Below are 17,993 nucleotides of genomic sequence, written 5' to 3'. Positions count from 1 at the left end.
TCACGGCAGCAATCTCTTCTTGGCAAGGAAATCCTCAAACCCCGCGGTTAACTTGCTCGCCCCGTAGACATTCAAGTGATCTTTGTCTCGGTACATGAACATATCGCCATCCACCGGACTGCACCACTTCTGATTCGGTGGACAGATGAAACTGAAGCTCGAAAAAACATACATGTTGGGGTGTTCTTGAGCAGACTGACTCAGAACCTCCTCCACTTTATTGACACGATTGGCTAGTTGTTCACGTGGTACAGAGCAATTGTCTTTGGGAAAAAGCACACTCGCGCAGCTGGATTTGTATTCGAAATTGAAAATTGGCGGTGGCCCGGACACCACTAGATTCACCCCTTTTTCATTCAATTCTTCTGCCAGCTCCTCCACTTCCTCGACCCAATAATCCAGATCGTCGGCAACACCGTCACCATACCGTTCAAGATATATTCTTGAGACCATGAAAATATCATGGGGGCGCATCGCTGCCTTCACTCTTTGGAAGATTTTTTCTCGCGGTTCAAATTCGCCTCCTACCAAAGGAAAATATTTTCCCGGTGTTTCAATGAGATGCACACCCACGCCCGTTTCTTCATGCAGATCCCAAAGCATGGCTTGCAGATGGCCCGCATGGCTGTCACCCATCAGCCAGATGGTGGGCAAATGACTTGATATGGGTTTGAGTGTGCACTTTTCAAAGGTGTCGTTCTTTAGCAGGCGTTTCTCACCATCCACGATACAGGTTTCCTTGAACTCGAAACCCTCTTTATCCAGAAAAGCTTGGGGCGATTGCAGGACTTCGCCTTCCAGTTTCAAGAAAACAGGCTTGAAGTAAGGCGCTCCCAACACCAAGGTCAATGCGACCAGAGCGTTCATCGATAAGCCTGCAATGAGTGGACTCAGGTTTCTGCTGTGCCGGAAAGGTGATTCAACGAATCGATAGGAAATTTCCGCAAATATAAACGTTGCAAGAAGAACGTACAGTGAGGTCCACGCACTGAGTCCGAACGTCCAGCGCGCCAGTACTATGAAAACCCAATGCCACAAGTAGAGGGAATACGATGCCAGCCCTATGCGTTGAATAAGCCGGGTGTTTAACAATCCAGCCAATATCAAGTTTATTTTTGCGGTGACTACTACCCATGCGGCGAGGATAACCACCATGACAACCATCAGAGTGGCATGCTTGAATGGGCTGAAAAGCAGATAAACCAATGCGATGGTCGCCACACCGGCAGATGGCGAAATCCATCTTGCGCGGCTTGTAATGCCAGTATGCTTTTCAATGAAGAACGCCAATGCCCCAGCCCCCATCTCCCAAAACCTCAATGGAGACAGGAAATACATCTTGCCAGGATCCGACCCGTAGAGCCACAGGAACGCCAGGAGTGATGTTGCGCTCAACCCTCCCACTAAAATTAAAACAGCCCTCTGTCTATCTTTACACCTCATCGCCAGCCAGAACACCAGCGGATAGATCAGATAAAACTGCTCTTCAACTCCTAATGACCAGGTGTGCGCAAATATGTTGGCCTGGATCGCAGTGGCAAAATAATCTGACGCTCTGGCATAGAGAACAAAGTTGGAAATCCCGAACAGTGCTGCAACACCTGTCTTCAGGTTTTCCATGGGCTCGGGGACCAACAGGCACACAAAGGTGCCAGCCACAAGAACCATGAAGGCCAAGGCAGGTACCAGGCGCCTGGCCCGCCGCCGATAGAAATCCAGCAGAAAGTCGCCTAACTTCCAATGCGACTTCTCCCACAGGGAAATCGAAATCACGTAGCCCGATATGACAAAGAACATATCAACACCCAAATATCCGGCCGGCATCCAGGCTGGATTCAGGTGATTAGCGATAACGGCGATGACAGCGATGGCCCGAAGACCATCAATATGCGATTGATAGCGACCAGCGTTCGCCATGTCTGAACTAGATCAAAGGGGACTCATGGACCCTGCGGCCAGCACTGAGTAAGAACTTAGCCAGAACCAGGAATCTCAACCGATAGAACGTCGTGAAATTCCTCGCTGGATGCGCCAGTGGTGAAGGGATGCGAAGTAACGCCGAGAGGGGCTCCGTAAAGGATCTGCAATTCGGCGTGGCTGGGATTTTAATATCCCGCAGCCCTACTCCACTGTCACCGATTTAGCCAGGTTCCTTGGCTTATCGACATCCGTGCCACGCGCTACCGCCGTGTGATAGGCCAGCAGCTGCAGGGGCACCACATGCACGATGGTGAAAAAGAGCGCCGAGGCACGACGACGTTGATTGCTTTCTGCTGAACCAGCTCCAACACGAAGGAGACTGCACCGAACGTCGAATGCCCACATGTCTGCCGGGGACTCGATGCCTTCGAATTATTCGAAGAGTCCTCTGCGAACTAGCCATTCCGCCTGAGTTGGTCAGTCAGTAGCATGACCCGACAAATCTCCACGAAGGCGAAAATTGACACTTCCACTTGATGGCATCACTGTGGTTTCTCTCGAACACGCGATCGCCGCGCCGTTCTGCACACGACAGCTGGCGGACCTCGGTGCTCGAATCATCAAGGTGGAACGACCTGGTAGCGGAGACTTCGCCCGGGCCTATGACCAACGTGTCCGCGGCCAATCTTCACATTTTGTGTGGGTGAACCGATCCAAGGAAAGTTTGGCTTTAGACCTGAAGCACCCAGCTGCCTCCCTGGTGATGGCCAAGCTGCTGGAGAAAGCCGACGTTCTGGTGCAGAACTTGGCACCTGGAGCTGCTGCGCGTTTGGGCCTTGGGGCAAGCGAATTGTTAGCCAGGCATCCAGGGCTCATCGTCTGCGACATCTCCGGCTATGGTGAAGATGGGCCTTACCGCGACAAGAAAGCCTACGATCTGCTGATTCAAAGCGAAGCAGGCTACCTCTCTGTTACTGGAACGGCTAGCGAGCCTGTGAAGTCCGGGAACTCTATCGCCGACATCGCCGCAGGGATGTATGCGTATACGAACATCCTGGCCGCGCTGATGCAGCGACAACGCACAGGCAAAGGCTCGCACATAGACATCTCCATGTTGGAGTCCCTGGCCGAGTGGATGAGTTTTCCCATGTACTACGCCTATGACGGCGCCCCGCCTCCGGAGCGCAATGGAGCGTCGCATGCGACCATCTTTCCCTACGGTCCCTTTCCCGCCGGCGATGGGGGCAGTGTCATGCTGGGCATTCAGAACGAACGGGAATGGGAGGCTTTTTGCCTTGTGGTGCTGCAGTCCCGCGACATCCTGGAAGATGTGCGCTTCAGAGGGAATGCGCAACGCCATAGCCATCGAGTCGTGCTGCAGGACCTCATCAACGAGAAACTTGCGGCCCTGACGACCGAAGAACTTATTCGACGGTTGGACGTAGCGCGCATCGCAAACGCCCGGGTGAATCAAATGGATGGTCTCTGGTCACACCCCCAATTGAAGGCACGCGAGAGATGGCGCGAGGTCGATACCCCAGCAGGTCCCATCCCTGCTCTTCTTCCCCCTGGCCGACAGAGCGCGTTCAGTCCAAGGATGGGACCCATCCCTTCTGTCGGACAGCATACCAACTCCATCCTTTCGGAACTGGGGTTCGACCTCGACATCCTGACACCGCATGACCCACACAAGAGCGAGCCCGGAACATCGCTCTTGACTACATCCAACTTATAAGGAGACAAGCCCATGAAACTGAAATTCCCCACTTCGCTCGCCATCGCCTCGCTGGTTTTCTCTTTAGGAGCGGCGCAAGCTGCGAATTGGCCTTCTGCGCCAGTGACCATAGTGGTTCCGTTCGCCCCGGGTCAGACCGGGGACATCGTTGCACGCATGATCGCAAAGGAACTGCAGACCAACTTAAATCAAGGGTTCGTGGTTGACAACAAGCCTGGGGCTGGCGGTCGCATTGGGACCGCCTTCGTAGCGCGCGCCAAGCCGGATGGCAACACCTTGCTGCTCACAAGCACCGGCCCTTTCGCAATCGCCCCCGCGCTATATCCCAAGGACACCAAGTACAACCCGCTCACCGACTTTGTTGGCATCGCGGAAACAGCATCCACGCCCCAAGTCATTGCCGTTTCCAACGGTTCTGGAATCGCGAGCTTCTCTGACATGGTCAAAAAATCCAAGACAAAGGATATGTCGTACGGCTCGGCGGGCAATGGTTCCTTGCAACATCTCACGATGGAGTTGCTCAAGAAGGAAATCAACTTCCCGCTTGTTCACGTCCCCTTCAAAGGCAGTTCTGAATCCAAAAGCGCCGTCCTCGGCAACACACTCGAGGTGACTTCCGACTCACTTCCACCGCTGATCACCAGCATCAAGGCCAATCAGCTGAAGGCTGTTGCGGTCATTGACGGCAGGCGTTCTGCTTATATTCCCGATGTGCCTACTCTCGGCGAACTCGGTTTTCCCAAACTGAGCGCCGTTGCGTTCTTCGGACTTGTTGCGCCCAAGGGCACGCCTAAAGAAATTGTCGAGACCCTCAACAAACAAATCATCAATATGTACAGAACACCAGCCTTCCAGGAGCAGATGCGTTCACAAGCCTTGACTCCGCCTGTTGAGCGTACGCCCGTTGAATTTGACAAATACCTGGCCGGAGAAGTCGAGCGTTGGAAAAATGTCGTTATGGATGCCAAAGTCAGCGTCGAATAACCACGAGATACCCATGATCAGAGAAATCCCCACGACTCAAATCACCGATACAGTTGCAAGACTATGCGTCGATGCCTGCCACTTGCTACCAGATAACCTGGTGCAAGGGTTTCATGAAGCAGTGGAAAAGGAAGTCTCGCCACTCGGCAAGTCCGTGCTCTTGAAACTCATCGACAACGACAAGATTGCTCGTGAGAACCAAGTCTCGTATTGCCATGACACTGGTCTGACCATCATCTTCATCGAGCTAGGCCAAGACGTCCACGTCGTCGGCGGGGGGTTTGAAGAAGCAGTCCAAGCGGGGGTGCGTAAGGGCTATGCGGAGGGCTTCATGCGCAAGTCTGTTGTTTCAGATCCGCTGCTGAGAGTCAACAGCAATGACAACACACCGGCTGTGGTCCATACGGAAATCGTCCCGGGCGACCAAATCCACTTGACCGTTGTACCCAAGGGGGGCGGCAGCGAGAACTGGAGCACCATGAAGTTCCTGTTGCCAGGTGAAGGGAAGGAAGGCGTCAAGAAATTTGTTTTGTCAGCGATCGAGGCGGCGGGAGGAGCAGCATGCCCTCCATTGACGGTCGGGGTCGGCATTGGTGGAAGCTTCGACAAGGTGACCGCCATAGCCAAGAAGGCAATCTTGCGAGACATTGGGCAACATCACCCAGAGCCGCACATTGCCGAACTCGAGAGCGAATTGCTTGAGCTAATCAACAGGACCGGAATCGGCCCTCAGGGATATGGCGGATCGACTACCGCCTTATGGTGCGCTGTGGAGACTTACGCCTGTCATATTACAGCCCTCCCTGTAGCAGTGAACATTCAATGCCACGCTAGCCGCCGCGCAAGCGCCACCATCTGAGCAGGAGTTATCCAATGGCCGTCCACTATCTCCAGACGCCCCTCGACGACGAGGCTGTGCTCAAGCTCCATGCTGGCGATGAGGTTTATCTCTCCGGGGTCATCTACATGGCGCGCGATGCTGCACACAAACGCTTCGTAGACACGCTGGAGGCGGGCCGGGACCTGCCCGTGGACTTGCGCGGGCACGTCGTGTTCTACGGAGGTCCCGGCCCGACCAAGCCGGGTCATGCCATTGGCGTTGTGGCTCCGACCTCCGCGTACCGCATGGACCCCTATGCGACCGTGCTATTCGACTACGGCGTGCGCGGCGCCATTGGCAAGGGGCCACGAGGCCCCTCCATCCGGCCCTCATGTGAAAAGAATCGCGCTGTCTGCTTTTCGGCAATTGGAGGCATCTCGGCGACACTGTTCGCATGCATTCGCTCTGCGGAAGTCATCGCCTATGAGGACCTCAAGACCGAAGCTGTACAACGCCTGGTAATCGAGAACTTTCCCCTGCTGGTAACTAACGATGCCCACGGCCGCGACATGTATGCAGAGCAAGTCGAGAAGTACCGCGCTCAACTGCAGAACACCTGACCGTCGGATGCATGCCTTCACCTCGTACCTGTTCGTGCCAGCGAACCGCCCCGAACGCTTCGAGAAGGCGTTGAGCGCGGGCGCTGGTTCGGTCATCATAGATCTGGAAGATGCCGTCCCCCCTGAAGAAAAAGTCTCAGCTCGGGAACAGTTAAAGCGCTGGCTCACGACCGCTCAATCGTCGGTCACAGTCCGCATCAACAGCACCGAGACTCCTTGGTTTTCAGGTGACCTGGCTGTGCTCGCAAGTCCTCGAGTCGGCGCCATCTTGCTGCCGAAGGCGGACAAGTCGGACGACCTGATGGCTTGCGCGGAGGCCGCACCCCAGGCTCGGCTCATGCCCCTCATCGAGACGGCGACCGGCTTTGATGCGCTAAAAGCCCTGGCTAAGGTCAGAGGCGTGGAACGCTTTGTCTTCGGCTCTATCGACTTTCAACTGGACATGGGCATTTCCGGCGAGTGCGAAGAACTGCTTTTCTTCCGTTCCCAATTAGTGCTAGCCTCCCGACTCGCAAAACTTGCAGCGCCTGTAGATGGCGTGACCACTGAGATTCGAGACACTGCGGTGGTGCAGTCGGACGCCGCCAGAGCACGAAGACTGGGGTTTGGTGCCAAGCTGTGTATTCATCCGTCGCAAGTTGCCCCAGTCAATGCCGCATTCCGTCCGACTGGTAAAGAAGTGGACTGGGCCCATCGAGTGGTCGCGGCCTCGCGCGCCGCGGGAGGTGCCGCGGCCATGGTGGATGGCAAGATGATTGACCTTCCAGTCACAAGGCGCGCGCAGTCTATTCTGAACATTGCAGACGCGCCTACTTAGACTGCGAATCAGAACGCATGATTCACGCCTTGGACCTGAAGTTGAGCGAGCGCTGTACTTGTGGCCATTCGACGGACCCAGGCGCTTCACGGCGAGCCCGAGTCGCTCGTCCCGCCAAGCGCCAGATGTAAACTCCCCTCATGCTTCCAGACTTGGATTCCATTGCCCTTTTCGTCAAGGCAGCCGAATTGCACAGTCTGACGAGAGCCGCCCAAGCGCAGTCCATGGGATTGGCAGCTGCGAGCCGACGCATCACCTTGCTAGAGCACCGCCTGAAGTGCACCTTGTTTGACCGTTCTCATAAAGGTGTGGCGCTCACGCCTGCAGGAAAGACATTGCTTCACCATGCCAAGCAGATGCTCATCCAGCTCAATCAGATGCACGCCGACCTGGAAGAACACGGCCCAGGGCGGCGCCGCACCGTACGCGTGCAGGCCAACACCTCTGCGATGGCACAGTACCTCCCCGCTGACTTAGCCGACTTCAACCTCAACTATCCGGATATCGCCATCACTGTTAAGGAGCGCTGGAGTCAACAGATTGTGGAGGCCCTCCTGCTTGGCGAGGCCGATGTCGGCATCATTAACGGGGGCGGATCCTTGGATGGTCTCGACTGTCAGCCGTATCGCTCAGACCATCTGGCAGTGGTCATGCGCCCTGACCACCCCCTGGCCAAACATCAGGACCTGTATTTTGATCAGGTGCTGGACTACCCATTGGTTGGTCTCGAGCATGGTGCATCTCTGATGGACCTCCTTGCATCACAAGCAGGTTTGGCTCAGAAAGCCTTCAAGCTGAAAGTTCAGGTACAGGGATTCGAAGCCGTGTGCCGCATGATTGAAGCGGGCATGGGCATCGGTGTTCTGCCCGAACATGCCGCTCTGGCCTATCGGTACGGCATGAATCTAGAAATCCGCATGCTGCGCAACGAATGGGCGAAGCGACAGATGCTGGTCTGCACAGCGCGAGGGCGCGAGAAGAGCGAGCAATCCGTGCGCCTTGTTCAGGCTCTTTCGCAGGTAATCGACGCTGGACCTTAAGCCTCGCTCAAATACCAACAGTCCCTATAAGCACTCGGCACTTCACCTTCTCCGTCGCGTCATCTGTTGCGAAACGAACCCTTCATCCTGTCTTGTGAAAAGCCAGGCGACTGCATGGCTCCCAATGCGCTGTGCAACGAACAGGTATTGACAGGGCAGGAAGCCACTTAGCTACTCCACTGTCACCGATTTAGCCAGGTTCCTTGGCTTATCGACATCCGTGCCACGCGCTACCGCCGTGTGATAGGCCAGTAGCTGCAGGGGAACCACATGCAAGATGGGGGAAAGAGCGCCATAGTGCTCCGGCATGCGGATCACGTGGATGCCTTCACTGGAGGCAATGTGGGTATCGGCATCCGCCAGCACGTAAAGTACACCTCCGCGCGCCCGCACCTCCTGCATATTGCTCTTGAGCTTTTCCAGCAGCGCATCGTTAGGCGCCACGGTGACCACCGGCATGGCGCTGGTCACCAGGGCCAGAGGGCCGTGCTTGAGTTCGCCCGCGGCATACGCTTCGGCATGAATGTAGGTGATCTCCTTGAGCTTCAGAGCGCCCTCCAGGGCCACCGGGTAATGCAGGCCACGACCAAGGAACAGGGCGTTTTCCTTCGTGGTGAATTGCTCCGCCCAATCAATGATCTGGGGCTCCAGGGCCAGCACCGCTTGCAGCGCCATGGGCAAGTGGCGCATGGCAGTCAGGTGATCGGCCTCTTGCTCGTCCGTGAGCAGATCCCGCGCGCGGGCCAGCGCCAAAGTGAGCAGAAACAGGCCCACCAACTGGGTAGTGAATGCCTTGGTGGAAGCTACTCCGATTTCCACACCAGCACGGGTGATATAGGCCAGCTTGCACTCTCGCACCATGGCACTGGTAGCTACATTGCACACGGTGAGAGTGTGTGGCATGCCCAGGCTTTGCGCATGGCGCAGAGCAGCCAGGGTGTCAGCGGTTTCACCAGACTGGCTGATGGTGACCACCAGCGTCTTGGAATCTGGCACGGATTCGCGATAACGATATTCGCTGGCAATCTCGACCTGGCAGGGAATCTTGGCAATGGCTTCCAGCCAGTATTTCGCCACGCAGCCTGAGTAGTAACTGGTGCCGCAAGCAAGAATCAGGACCTTGTCCACCTTCCGGAAGGTCGCGTAGGCACCCTCCCCAGGTGCGTGGTTGTTCGCAGCCTCAAACAACTCTGGCACCACGGCTTGTACACCTTCCAGGGTATCTGCTACGGCGCGGGGCTGCTCGAAGATCTCTTTTTGCATGTAGTGCCGGTAAGGCCCCAGTTCCGCGGCGCCGCTCATGGCGTGCACCGTTTTGACCGGACGGGTCACGCTTTGCGTGGTGCGGTCTGTGATCCAGTACTTGCCCAACTGGACGTCCACGACATCGCCTTCTTCCAGATAGACGATCTGATCTGTGACGCCGGCCAGCGCCATGGCGTCGCTGGCGAGAAAATTCTCCTGACCATCTGAGCCCAAGCCCAGCACAAGGGGCGATCCTTCCCGAGCTCCGACCAGACGGTGGGGCTCATCTCGATGCAGCACAGCCAGGGAATAGCTGCCATGCAACCGCTGCACTGCCGCCTGGACGGCTTGGAACAGATCACCCTCGTAGAGGCTGTCTATCAAGTGGACCACGGTTTCCGTGTCGGTCTGGCTGGTGAAAAAATAGCCACGCGCGAGCAACTCTGCTCGCAAGGCCTCATGGTTTTCAATGATGCCGTTGTGCACCAGGGTCACGCGCGCAGGCCGGTCAGCGGCCTGCTCACCGCTCATGCCTTCTGGCACGGGACCACGGCTGACGTGGGGATGCGCATTGGCAACCGCCGGCGCGCCGTGGGTTGCCCAGCGTGTATGCGCTATGCCGGTGACCCCGACCAGCTTCTGCTGCTCAGCCTGAGTGCCCAGATCAGAGACACGCGCAATACCACGCAGCCGCTTGAGACGCGTGCTGGTCGCAGGCGACGCTGAGTCAGCAGCGTGAACGGCGACGCCGCAGGAGTCGTAGCCGCGGTATTCAAGGCGCTGCAGGCCCTGGACGAGTATAGGAACGATGTTGCGCGTGGAGACCGCGCCGACGATGCCGCACATACTTGAGGCTCTTTGTGAGGGAGATGGGCCATCGTACGCCAGGGGTCATGAAATTTTTGATAAATTATTAAATAGAAAATGAAATAATCTATCTACAATTATCACGTTTGAATTTATATTTCATATTCATTGATTTTATGAATGAAATAATCATGGATGACATTGACTGGCTTTTGCTGGATCAACTCCAGCGAGATGCCAGTCTCAGTAACCAGTCCCTGGCAGAATTGACCAGGATCTCCGCGCCCACTTGCCTCAGACGAATACGGCGCTTGCGTGATGCGGGGTTGATTGCCGCACAAGTTGCGCTGCTGAATGAAGACAAAATGGCAGCCCTGCAAGGCCACGGGCTTACAGCGGTGGTGGAAGTCTCACTAGACCGCCAGGGCGACGAGCACCTGAATGCTTTTGAGGCCTTTGCGGTTGCTGATGCAGCCGTCACGCAGTGCTACCGGGTCAGTCCGGGGCCAGACTTCATACTGATGGTTAGGGTGCACGACATGCCTGAGTACCAGGCCTTGGCGCAACGGCTGTTTACGCAAGATGCCAACGTTCGCAACGTGAAGGCTTTTTTCTCAGTCAAACGAGGCAAGTTCGACACGCGACTGCCGTTAAAAGCCTCAAGCTGATTCAAGTATCGTTGGACGCACCTGAGGAGCTCGTACTGGGCGTGCGTAAACCGTGATCAGAATCTGCGCCACGTAGTAGGTGACCAAGACCCCCAGTTGCGCCAAAGGGAAAGGCGTCACAAAGCGGTTGATGGCCAGCAAGGCGTCGCTCAGCATGAAGACACTAGCCCCCAAGGCCACCATGAGGCTCTCTCTATCGCCGCTGGCCCGGAAACGCCCAATGGCCTGTGCTGCCATGAGAGCAATCACGATGACATACGCCGCCACAGGTATCCGCAAGGCAGGAGGCAGGCCGCCCACCCAGAGGAAGGCATACATGCCCAAGCCTATGGACAGCGTAGCCAGCAACGCACCACGGCTGGGGAACCAGGACACGCCTCGTTTGAACAAAGCAATGTAGGTCAGGTGCGCGAACAGGAAAGCCATCAAACCCGGAATGAAATAGCCTTCGAACATGAGCGCCACGTCGCCCAGCATGGAAAATCCAAGGCCCAGGGCGAGCAGAAGCTCAAAGCGAATCCTGGATTTGTCTGTGGGTGCTTGCAGAGCCCGAACACGGGTGGCCACGAACGCGATGGCGCACACCATGACCATGGGTTTGAATACGCGATGCCCATCCATCAGGCCAAGTGCGGCTGTGACTGAGGCCAAAGCGGCTGATTCGATCATCAACACCTGCCAGATGCCAATACGCCCTTGCAACAGCCCACCCACTGCCCAGAGGCCTGCGAGCAAAACACCGAACCAAAGCGCCGAGTCGATAAGCGGGGCAGAATCCGCACGCCATAGGAACAAGGCAGCCCCCGCGAGCAGCGCGATGAACTGGATGCCGGCAAACCATTGCACGCCGCGGCTGACAGGAGGCTCAAAAAGACGCACAGTGGTGATATCGAAGGGGGACTTAGGCCAGCGCGCGGCCACATCGGGCGGGCGCCAGCCAGGGGGTTTGAGCCAAACGCGCAGTTTATCTGACCATCGGCGCGCTCTCCAGGAGTCCTGCGCGAGGGCCCAGTACACCTCTGCGTTGGCCCAGAGGGGGTCCCAGGAATTCAGAGGCGCCCGCGTGCCGTAGAGAGGCTTTTCCCGCTCGTCCTCTTCCTTGAAGCTGCCGAAAATTCGGTCCCAGATGATCAGGATGCCACCGTAGTTCTTGTCCAGGTAGCGGTCATTGACGGCATGGTGGACGCGGTGATTGGAAGGCGAGCAGAACCATCGGTCAAACCAGCTCAGCTTGGGCACGTGTTCGGTGTGGACCCAGAATTGGTAGAGCAAATCGATCAAAGCGACCACGCCAAAGACCACGGGTGGCACGCCCGCCAGGGCCATGGGCAGATAGAAGATCCAGCCCAGCAGTGCACCCGAGCTGGTCTGCCGCAAGGCCGTGCTCAGGTTGTAATGCTGGCTTTGGTGGTGCACCACGTGCGCGGCCCATAGCACTGCGCTCTCGTGCCCCATGCGGTGCAGCCAGTAGTAGCACAGATCGTAGAACAGCAGTGCCACCAACCATCCATACCAGCTTGTCCAGAATGCATCTGCCCGCCATAGGGCGACGTATTCGAAAGCAGCCGTGTAGATGCCTATGCGAAGCAGGCTCATGAAGACCGCACTGATCTGACTGAGAACCCCCAGGCCAAGGCTGTTGATCGCATCGGCCATGCGGTAGGTGTTGCGCTGCTTGCGTTTTCCCCAAGCCCATTCCAAGAGAATCAGCACCAGGAAGACGGGGGTAGCAAAGACAATGATCTGACTGGGTGAGGGCATCATCTTGAGGCTGGGAAGGGTGCGGTCGCAGGCGCCTTGACCAACTGCGTGGAGATCGGTTAACGAAGAAGGCTGAGCTTCATTGAACGGCCCCGCGCCCATCCACCCGAATGATGGATTCCACGCGTCCTTCCTGCAAACCGCCTCGCACGGAAATCATGAAGTCGTGCAAATTGACGGTGGGATCGCAATGGCCGGGAATCAACCAGGCAGTCGCGCCCAAAAGCGGCAGCAAGCCGCCTAAGGCAAGGCGCAAAATGCCATGTTCGTCTCCAGCGTCGGCATAGGTCAGCGAAGCCTGACCTGGCAATGAATGCACCAGCGGCAGACCTGAATCGATGGCGTGGCTCTTGTGGCCAGCATCCACCACCACCCTGTCTGCCGACACGCTGATGACCTGCGACTTGACGAACAGCGCGTGCTCGAAGCGTGGCTGCGTGTTGTCTTGATGATTGCGCGCGTAGCTGGCATCCATGAACAGGTAGCTGCCGGGCTGCAATTCATGCCATGCGCCGCTGGCGGCTTCGAGCGAGAAGGTTCCGGTACCCGCCCCCGTGACCAACGGAACCTCGATGCCAGCAGCTGACAACAGGCTGCAGACCTTGCCCACTGCTTCGGCAGCATGCGAGATGGCCATGCGCCGTTCGTCAGGCGTGCGCAAATGCTGCGCGCCTCCGTGGTAGGCATGCAATCCCGCAAAGCGAAGTTGAGCAGCGCCGCGTTCGATCTCCAGCGCCAGTCGGGCCGCCTCCGGACCTGCGGGCGCGCCGCAACGTCCTTGCCCCACGTCGATCTCAAGAAACACATCGATGGAAGCATTGGTCATTCGCATGGCGTGAGCCAGCATTTCTATGCCTTCGTGGCTATCGACCGCAATAGCCAGGCGGCCACCCCGCTGCTGCATCTGGTAGGCCAGGGCCGCCACGCGCAGGAGCTTGGGCGCCGCGATGATTTCATTGGAGATGAAGATATCGTTGAGGCCTCCGGCCGCCATCACCTCGGCCTCTGATACCTTCTGCACGCAAATGCCTACGGCACCGGCCTGCATTTGCAGCCGGGCGATCTCCACGCTCTTGTGCATCTTGGCATGTGGGCGCAGCCGCATATGGTGCCGTGTGGCGAAATCAGCCATACGGCGGATGTTCCTGCCCAGTGCATCGGCGTCCACTACCAATGCCGGCGTTTCGATGCTCTCTACGCCTTGGCCGATCAGGCCGAGCAAGCGTGGAGGCAGGTCTTCAGCTTCAGGTGGTGGTTTCATCAAGTGAGGCCCCTTCCAGATGCGTTTCATCGCCCCAGCCGACAAGGGTCAGGCCAGAAGGCGTCCACAGCAGGCGATTGACCGCAGCATTGCCCAGTTGCCAGGTTCTCGCATCTTGCAGGCCCAGTCCTGTAGCAAGGCGATAAAGCATATCCAGCACGCCACCATGGGTAAACAAGGCAATCTGCTGGCCCACATGACGGGCCGCCAGCAGATTCACGGTTTCGGCCAAACGAAGCTGAAGAGCGCGCAAGGACTCCCCCCCGTTTGGCGGTGCCCAGTCGGGATCGCGTTTGCGCCATTTCTGAGCCTCTTCGGGCAAGGTCTCACTGATTTGAGTGAACGTGAGGCCCTGGAAATCACCGAAGCATCGCTCGCGTAGATCGGGCGTCAGTGTGAGGGGCGCGCCGGTGGCATCGGCCACAGCTTGAGCAGTCGCTTTGGCGCGAGCTAGATCACTGCTGTAGATGGTATCAATGGACTCACTGTCGGCCAGCGCTCTGGCGAGATGAGCGGCTTGAGCACGGCCTCGGCTGTTGAGTTCAATATCCAGGTGCCCCTGGATACGAGTGTCCCGATTCCAGGCGGTTTCTCCATGGCGTACGGCAATAATGCGGGTAGATTCCATGGCGCCATCATGCCACTGATGGCGTGATTTGAGCACGGCGCGCCGAACCAAAAATGAATCTGAAACCGCCTCCGGCCTGCTCTTGCTTATCGGTATTGCGTTCTTGTGGCGCGCTCGCTCAGGGAGTCGTTCCGGGTGGCGCTTTGGGGGCAGGAGGTGGTGGCAGCAGTGGGACTGCCACGCGGCGGCTCGCCAGACCGGGGGCAGGATAGCCTTCCAATGCTGCGGTAAACAATGCCGCCAACACGTTCTCTGTATCGTGCCAGGGCCCCTCGTGGCGCGCGCGGGTGTCGTAGACAATCTGGCCACTTTGAAGGTCGCGAATCAAGACGGAAACCTCGCTCACGTAAAAAGGTATGTCGGGGTCCCAGAGGGGCGCACCAATGCCAAAACCCACTCCGCCGCCTCTGAAGCCCCGGCCCATTCCCAGCCCGAACGACCAACCAGAACGTCCGTAGCCACCGTTGTCCCAGTAGGCGCCCACGTTGCCTGTGACCTGAACACCCAGACGAGGCCTGGCTTCGTCATGGATCAATCCGACGCGCGCCAGCGCATCTTTCGCCATAGCCTCCAGGCGTTCGGGGGGAGGCTGGCCCACCAACTGCTGGCCGCGTTCAAATTGGTAATGGGCACCAGTCAGCACGGCCGCGCCAGGTGCTCTAGCGGCGGTAGTCTGTACAGAAGCATCCACGGTGCGGGGGCCTACAGCGCAGGCACTCAGAAGCACGGTGGCCAACAACACAACGAAGATATTGCGCATGGCGCCCTCCTTCTATTTGACGGCCTCCGCCAAAACCGCGGAGGCAGGGGGTTCGCTCGATGAGCCGCAAGAGGATGCACTTGGTGCAGCCGCCCAGCGGAGAGAGCCTAGTGTTGAGATCGCTGGCGCCTCGAAACGTTCCTCATCGAACGCCTTGTCACCATCCTCATCTGGTATGCCGGTGGCCTGCAGGCTCTTGAAGTCATGTAAGGAGCTGTCCATCAAATGGGACGGAACCACATTCTGCAGAGCGGTGAACATGGTTTCCAGCCGCCCGGGGAATTTCTTGTCCCAGTCTCGCAGCATGTTTCCGACGACCTTGCGCTGCAGGTTTTCCTGGCTTCCACACAGATTGCAAGGAATGATGGGGAATTCGCGGTGTGCGGCCCAATCGATCAGGTCTTTCTCCGGCACATTGGCAAGCGGGCGGATGACGACAAACTCGCCGTTGTCACTCGTCAGCTTGGGAGGCATACCCTTGATCTTGCCGCCGAAAAACATATTAAGAAAGAAGGTCTGCAACATGTCGTCTCGGTGGTGACCCAAGGCGATCTTGTTGCACTTCAGGCGGCGTGCCACGCTGTAGAGAATTCCACGGCGCAGACGTGAACACAGGCTGCAGGTGGTCTTGCCTTCAGGAATCTTGGCTTTGACAATGCTGTAGGTGTCCTGGGTCTCGATGTGATGCTCAATGTTCAGGCCCTTTAGATAGTCCGGCAGGATATGCGCTGGAAAACCGGGCTGCATCTGGTCCAGGTTCACCGCCACCAACTCAAACGGCACAGGCGCCCTGCTTTGCAGCTTCATCAGTATGTCGAGCATGCCGTAGCTGTCCTTGCCGCCAGACAGGCATACCATCACGCGGTCGCCCGCCTCGATCATGTTGAAATCGGCTATGGCCTGACCAACTTGGCGGCAAAGCCGCTTCTCCAGCTTGAGCGCTTCGCGCTCAGCTTTGCTACGGGCGGCGGGGCCGGTTTCGGCCGGCGAGGCCAATGTTTGTTCGGGTGCCATCAGAGTGCTCATACCCCCGATTGTCCTATTTCAGGAGCCCGGTGGCGCAACAAGCGACAAAATCCAGGACCAAGAAGGGATTCTTCTTGCATCTCCTGACCCTTTTGACGCTCGTTCTCAGTCCTGGCTGAAAGGTTTTCCAAAGAGGCGTCGGGGGTGCTCAACCAGAGGAGGATGCCGTAGGAAGCTCAAAAAGCCGACCATGCCCCTGGCTGTGCGCCGGTAGCCCCGCGGTGCACATGAGATCCCAGAAGCCAGCCGGTGAGCTGGAGACAACGGGAACGCCCAGCTCGGCCTCGACGAGCTGAGTAGCAGCTAGTGTGCGCAGACCACCGCAAGAGATCAGAATGGCATCGGCACCAGGTTGGGCGCGGTATACCTCGCGACACAAATCGGCCAGCACGGCTGGCGGGACGTCAGCGACCGCTTGTACATCGGTGATGGACAGGCCGCGAACGACAGTGGGTGAGAAGCCTGACTCGCGCAAGAACGCATCGAGCTGATGATTGACTTCGTCAATGTAGGCGGTCGCCACAGCTACCCGTTGAGCGTTCATTCTGCGCAGGCCGTTAACCACAGCATCGCTCATGGTGGTGCAAGCCAGGCCGCTCGCTTGTGCCATGGTGCGCTTCAGATCTTCGTTGGCTCGTCCGCCACGGTAGAAGCTGAGCGAGGTACCCATGAGGGAAAGCGCCAGTGCCCCGGCATCCGCCAGCTCGCGAGCCAGCTCTGCCACGCGGTCAATCACGGCGTTGTAGCCGCGGTTGGAGATTTCAGCGAGCCCAAGTCCGCGTGCGCTGAACTGAGCTCGGCCGGCGTATAAGGCAGCCCCTTCGGGCGGCACTGCGCCATCCGCTGGAGGAACGATCAACCCCAAATGCGCAAGCGTGTTCATTTTCCTTCGGCCGTCAGCTTGCGCTCACGGACTATGCGCAGCCAGTGCGCCCCTTCGTCCTTCATCGCCTTCTGTAACTCCTGGGCGCCGAGAAAGGAGATTGGCAGACCTTGCGCGAGCGAGCCCCGGACTGTCTCGGGTTGTTCCAGAGCGGTCTTGACGGCGGCTGACAGCCGGGTGGTGATGGCTGCAGGTGTACCGGCCGGCGCCAGCAGGAACAGACGTGGCTCCACATTGAACCCGGGCACCGCATCTGCCAACGGCCGTATGCTTTCGGCACCGGGCACCGGCTCGCGGCTCATCAGGGCCAGGGCGCGCACGCGACCAGCTTTGGCCTGAGCCGTTGCGGCGGTCAAACTCACCACGCCCAACTGCACTTGACCGCTGATCACGTCCGGCACAATCTGTGATGCACCTCGGTACGGCACGTGCAACGCAAAGGTATTGGTCTCCTGCTTGAGGACCTCGAACCCCATATGGTGCACGGTACCGACGCCCGATGTGGCATAGGACAGTTTGCCCGGGTTGCGCTTGAGTTCACGCACCAGATCGGCGGGCGTGCGGGCCGGAAAATCACTGTTGCTAATGATGACCAGCGGAGTGACGAAAAGGCCCGCCACGGGATTGAATGCAGTCAGAGGGTCGACCGACTGTGTCGGCTGCAAGGCCCGCGCAATCATCAAAGCGCTTTCACTCACCAGCAGGGTGTAGCCGTCAGGCGCCGCCTTGGCCACCGCATCGGCTGCGATCTGGCCCGTAGCGCCGGCACGATTTTCGACCACAACCGGTTGACCGAGCTGCTGGGAGAGCTGATTGGCTAACAAGCGTGCAGCGCCATCCACGCCACCGCCGGCAGCATAGCCCACCAGCAGGCGGATGGGCCGATTCGGGTAGTCCGCTTGGGCCCAGCTGAAAGCGGGCGCCAGGGCGCTGGTCAGGGCCAGGGCAGCCAGCCATCGGCGCCGGACGGAATGAGTAGGCAAGTTCATCGGGAGGTCTCCATTTTTTTTGTCGGTAG

At 58.0% G+C, this 17,993-nt stretch carries 16 protein-coding genes; 7 read left to right on the top strand and 9 right to left on the bottom strand.

Annotation, left to right across the window (positions count from 1 at the left end; all coding sequences use genetic code 11):
* Nucleotides 1–1,917: an acyltransferase family protein gene (locus ABIE13_RS13515; RefSeq protein WP_354444220.1), complete on the bottom strand. Its 1,917-nt coding sequence runs from the start codon at nt 1,915–1,917 to the stop codon at nt 1–3.
* A 523-nt stretch (nt 1,918–2,440) separates the two neighbouring features.
* On the opposite strand from ABIE13_RS13515, the gene ABIE13_RS13510 reads away from it, so the two are divergent.
* The 6 genes from ABIE13_RS13510 to ABIE13_RS13485 all read left to right on the top strand — a co-directional run bounded on the left by ABIE13_RS13510 (nt 2,441) and on the right by ABIE13_RS13485 (nt 7,936).
* Nucleotides 2,441–3,655, top strand: a complete 1,215-nt coding sequence (locus ABIE13_RS13510) for a CaiB/BaiF CoA transferase family protein (RefSeq protein ID WP_354444218.1) — start codon at nt 2,441–2,443, stop codon at nt 3,653–3,655.
* 12 nt (nt 3,656–3,667) lie between these two features.
* On the top strand, nt 3,668–4,639 hold the full coding sequence (locus ABIE13_RS13505; protein WP_354444216.1) for a Bug family tripartite tricarboxylate transporter substrate binding protein: 972 nt from the start codon (nt 3,668–3,670) through the stop codon (nt 4,637–4,639).
* 13 nt (nt 4,640–4,652) lie between these two features.
* Nucleotides 4,653–5,498: a fumarate hydratase gene (locus tag ABIE13_RS13500; RefSeq protein WP_354444214.1), complete on the top strand. Its 846-nt coding sequence runs from the start codon at nt 4,653–4,655 to the stop codon at nt 5,496–5,498.
* A 14-nt stretch (nt 5,499–5,512) separates the two neighbouring features.
* Nucleotides 5,513–6,079, top strand: coding sequence for a fumarate hydratase C-terminal domain-containing protein (locus ABIE13_RS13495; protein ID WP_354444212.1), 567 nt, complete (start codon nt 5,513–5,515; stop codon nt 6,077–6,079).
* A 7-nt stretch (nt 6,080–6,086) separates the two neighbouring features.
* Nucleotides 6,087–6,896, top strand: a complete 810-nt coding sequence (locus ABIE13_RS13490; protein ID WP_354444210.1) for an HpcH/HpaI aldolase/citrate lyase family protein — start codon at nt 6,087–6,089, stop codon at nt 6,894–6,896.
* Nucleotides 6,897–7,036: 140 nt separating this feature from the next.
* Nucleotides 7,037–7,936, top strand: a complete 900-nt coding sequence (locus ABIE13_RS13485; protein ID WP_354444208.1) for a LysR family transcriptional regulator — start codon at nt 7,037–7,039, stop codon at nt 7,934–7,936.
* Nucleotides 7,937–8,107: 171 nt separating this feature from the next.
* On the opposite strand, the gene glmS is transcribed toward ABIE13_RS13485, so the two are convergent.
* On the bottom strand, nt 8,108–10,027 hold the full coding sequence (gene glmS, locus ABIE13_RS13480) for a glutamine--fructose-6-phosphate transaminase (isomerizing) (protein WP_354444206.1): 1,920 nt from the start codon (nt 10,025–10,027) through the stop codon (nt 8,108–8,110).
* A 152-nt stretch (nt 10,028–10,179) separates the two neighbouring features.
* Between glmS and ABIE13_RS13475 the strand changes: the two genes are divergently transcribed.
* Nucleotides 10,180–10,656: an Lrp/AsnC family transcriptional regulator gene (locus ABIE13_RS13475; protein WP_436278413.1), complete on the top strand. Its 477-nt coding sequence runs from the start codon at nt 10,180–10,182 to the stop codon at nt 10,654–10,656.
* Here ABIE13_RS13475 and ABIE13_RS13470 read toward each other — a convergent pair.
* The 7 genes from ABIE13_RS13470 to ABIE13_RS13440 all read right to left on the bottom strand — a co-directional run bounded on the left by ABIE13_RS13470 (nt 10,648) and on the right by ABIE13_RS13440 (nt 17,964).
* A complete protein-coding gene (locus ABIE13_RS13470; RefSeq protein WP_354444700.1) occupies nt 10,648–12,417 on the bottom strand; it encodes a lysoplasmalogenase family protein in 1,770 nt (589 codons plus the stop codon). The two genes, ABIE13_RS13475 and ABIE13_RS13470, sit on opposite strands and share 9 nt — an antisense overlap.
* A 79-nt stretch (nt 12,418–12,496) precedes the next feature.
* Nucleotides 12,497–13,678, bottom strand: coding sequence for a DSD1 family PLP-dependent enzyme (locus ABIE13_RS13465; RefSeq protein ID WP_354444202.1), 1,182 nt, complete (start codon nt 13,676–13,678; stop codon nt 12,497–12,499).
* Nucleotides 13,662–14,306 (bottom strand): histidine phosphatase family protein, encoded by a 645-nt coding sequence (locus tag ABIE13_RS13460; protein WP_354444200.1) that lies wholly within the window; start codon nt 14,304–14,306, stop codon nt 13,662–13,664. The genes ABIE13_RS13465 and ABIE13_RS13460 overlap by 17 nt, the downstream gene beginning before the upstream one ends.
* 118 nt (nt 14,307–14,424) lie before the next feature.
* Nucleotides 14,425–15,066: a DUF4136 domain-containing protein gene (locus ABIE13_RS13455; protein ID WP_354444198.1), complete on the bottom strand. Its 642-nt coding sequence runs from the start codon at nt 15,064–15,066 to the stop codon at nt 14,425–14,427.
* A 12-nt stretch (nt 15,067–15,078) separates the two neighbouring features.
* A complete protein-coding gene (gene ttcA / locus ABIE13_RS13450) occupies nt 15,079–16,080 on the bottom strand; it encodes a tRNA 2-thiocytidine(32) synthetase TtcA (RefSeq protein ID WP_436278421.1) in 1,002 nt (333 codons plus the stop codon).
* Nucleotides 16,081–16,240: 160 nt separating this feature from the next.
* On the bottom strand, nt 16,241–16,975 hold the full coding sequence (locus ABIE13_RS13445) for an aspartate/glutamate racemase family protein (RefSeq protein ID WP_354444194.1): 735 nt from the start codon (nt 16,973–16,975) through the stop codon (nt 16,241–16,243).
* Nucleotides 16,972–17,964 carry a Bug family tripartite tricarboxylate transporter substrate binding protein gene (locus tag ABIE13_RS13440; protein ID WP_354444192.1) on the bottom strand — a complete coding sequence of 331 codons (993 nt, stop codon included), beginning with the start codon at nt 17,962–17,964 and terminating at the stop codon, nt 16,972–16,974. The genes ABIE13_RS13445 and ABIE13_RS13440 overlap by 4 nt, the downstream gene beginning before the upstream one ends.
* Nucleotides 17,965–17,993: the final 29 nt, after the last annotated feature.

It is taken from the genome of Ottowia thiooxydans (assembly GCF_040548795.1).
In the GTDB taxonomy this organism is placed as follows: Bacteria; Pseudomonadota; Gammaproteobacteria; order Burkholderiales; family Burkholderiaceae_C; genus Ottowia; species Ottowia thiooxydans_A.
This window is presented reverse-complemented; position numbering and strand designations above follow the sequence as displayed.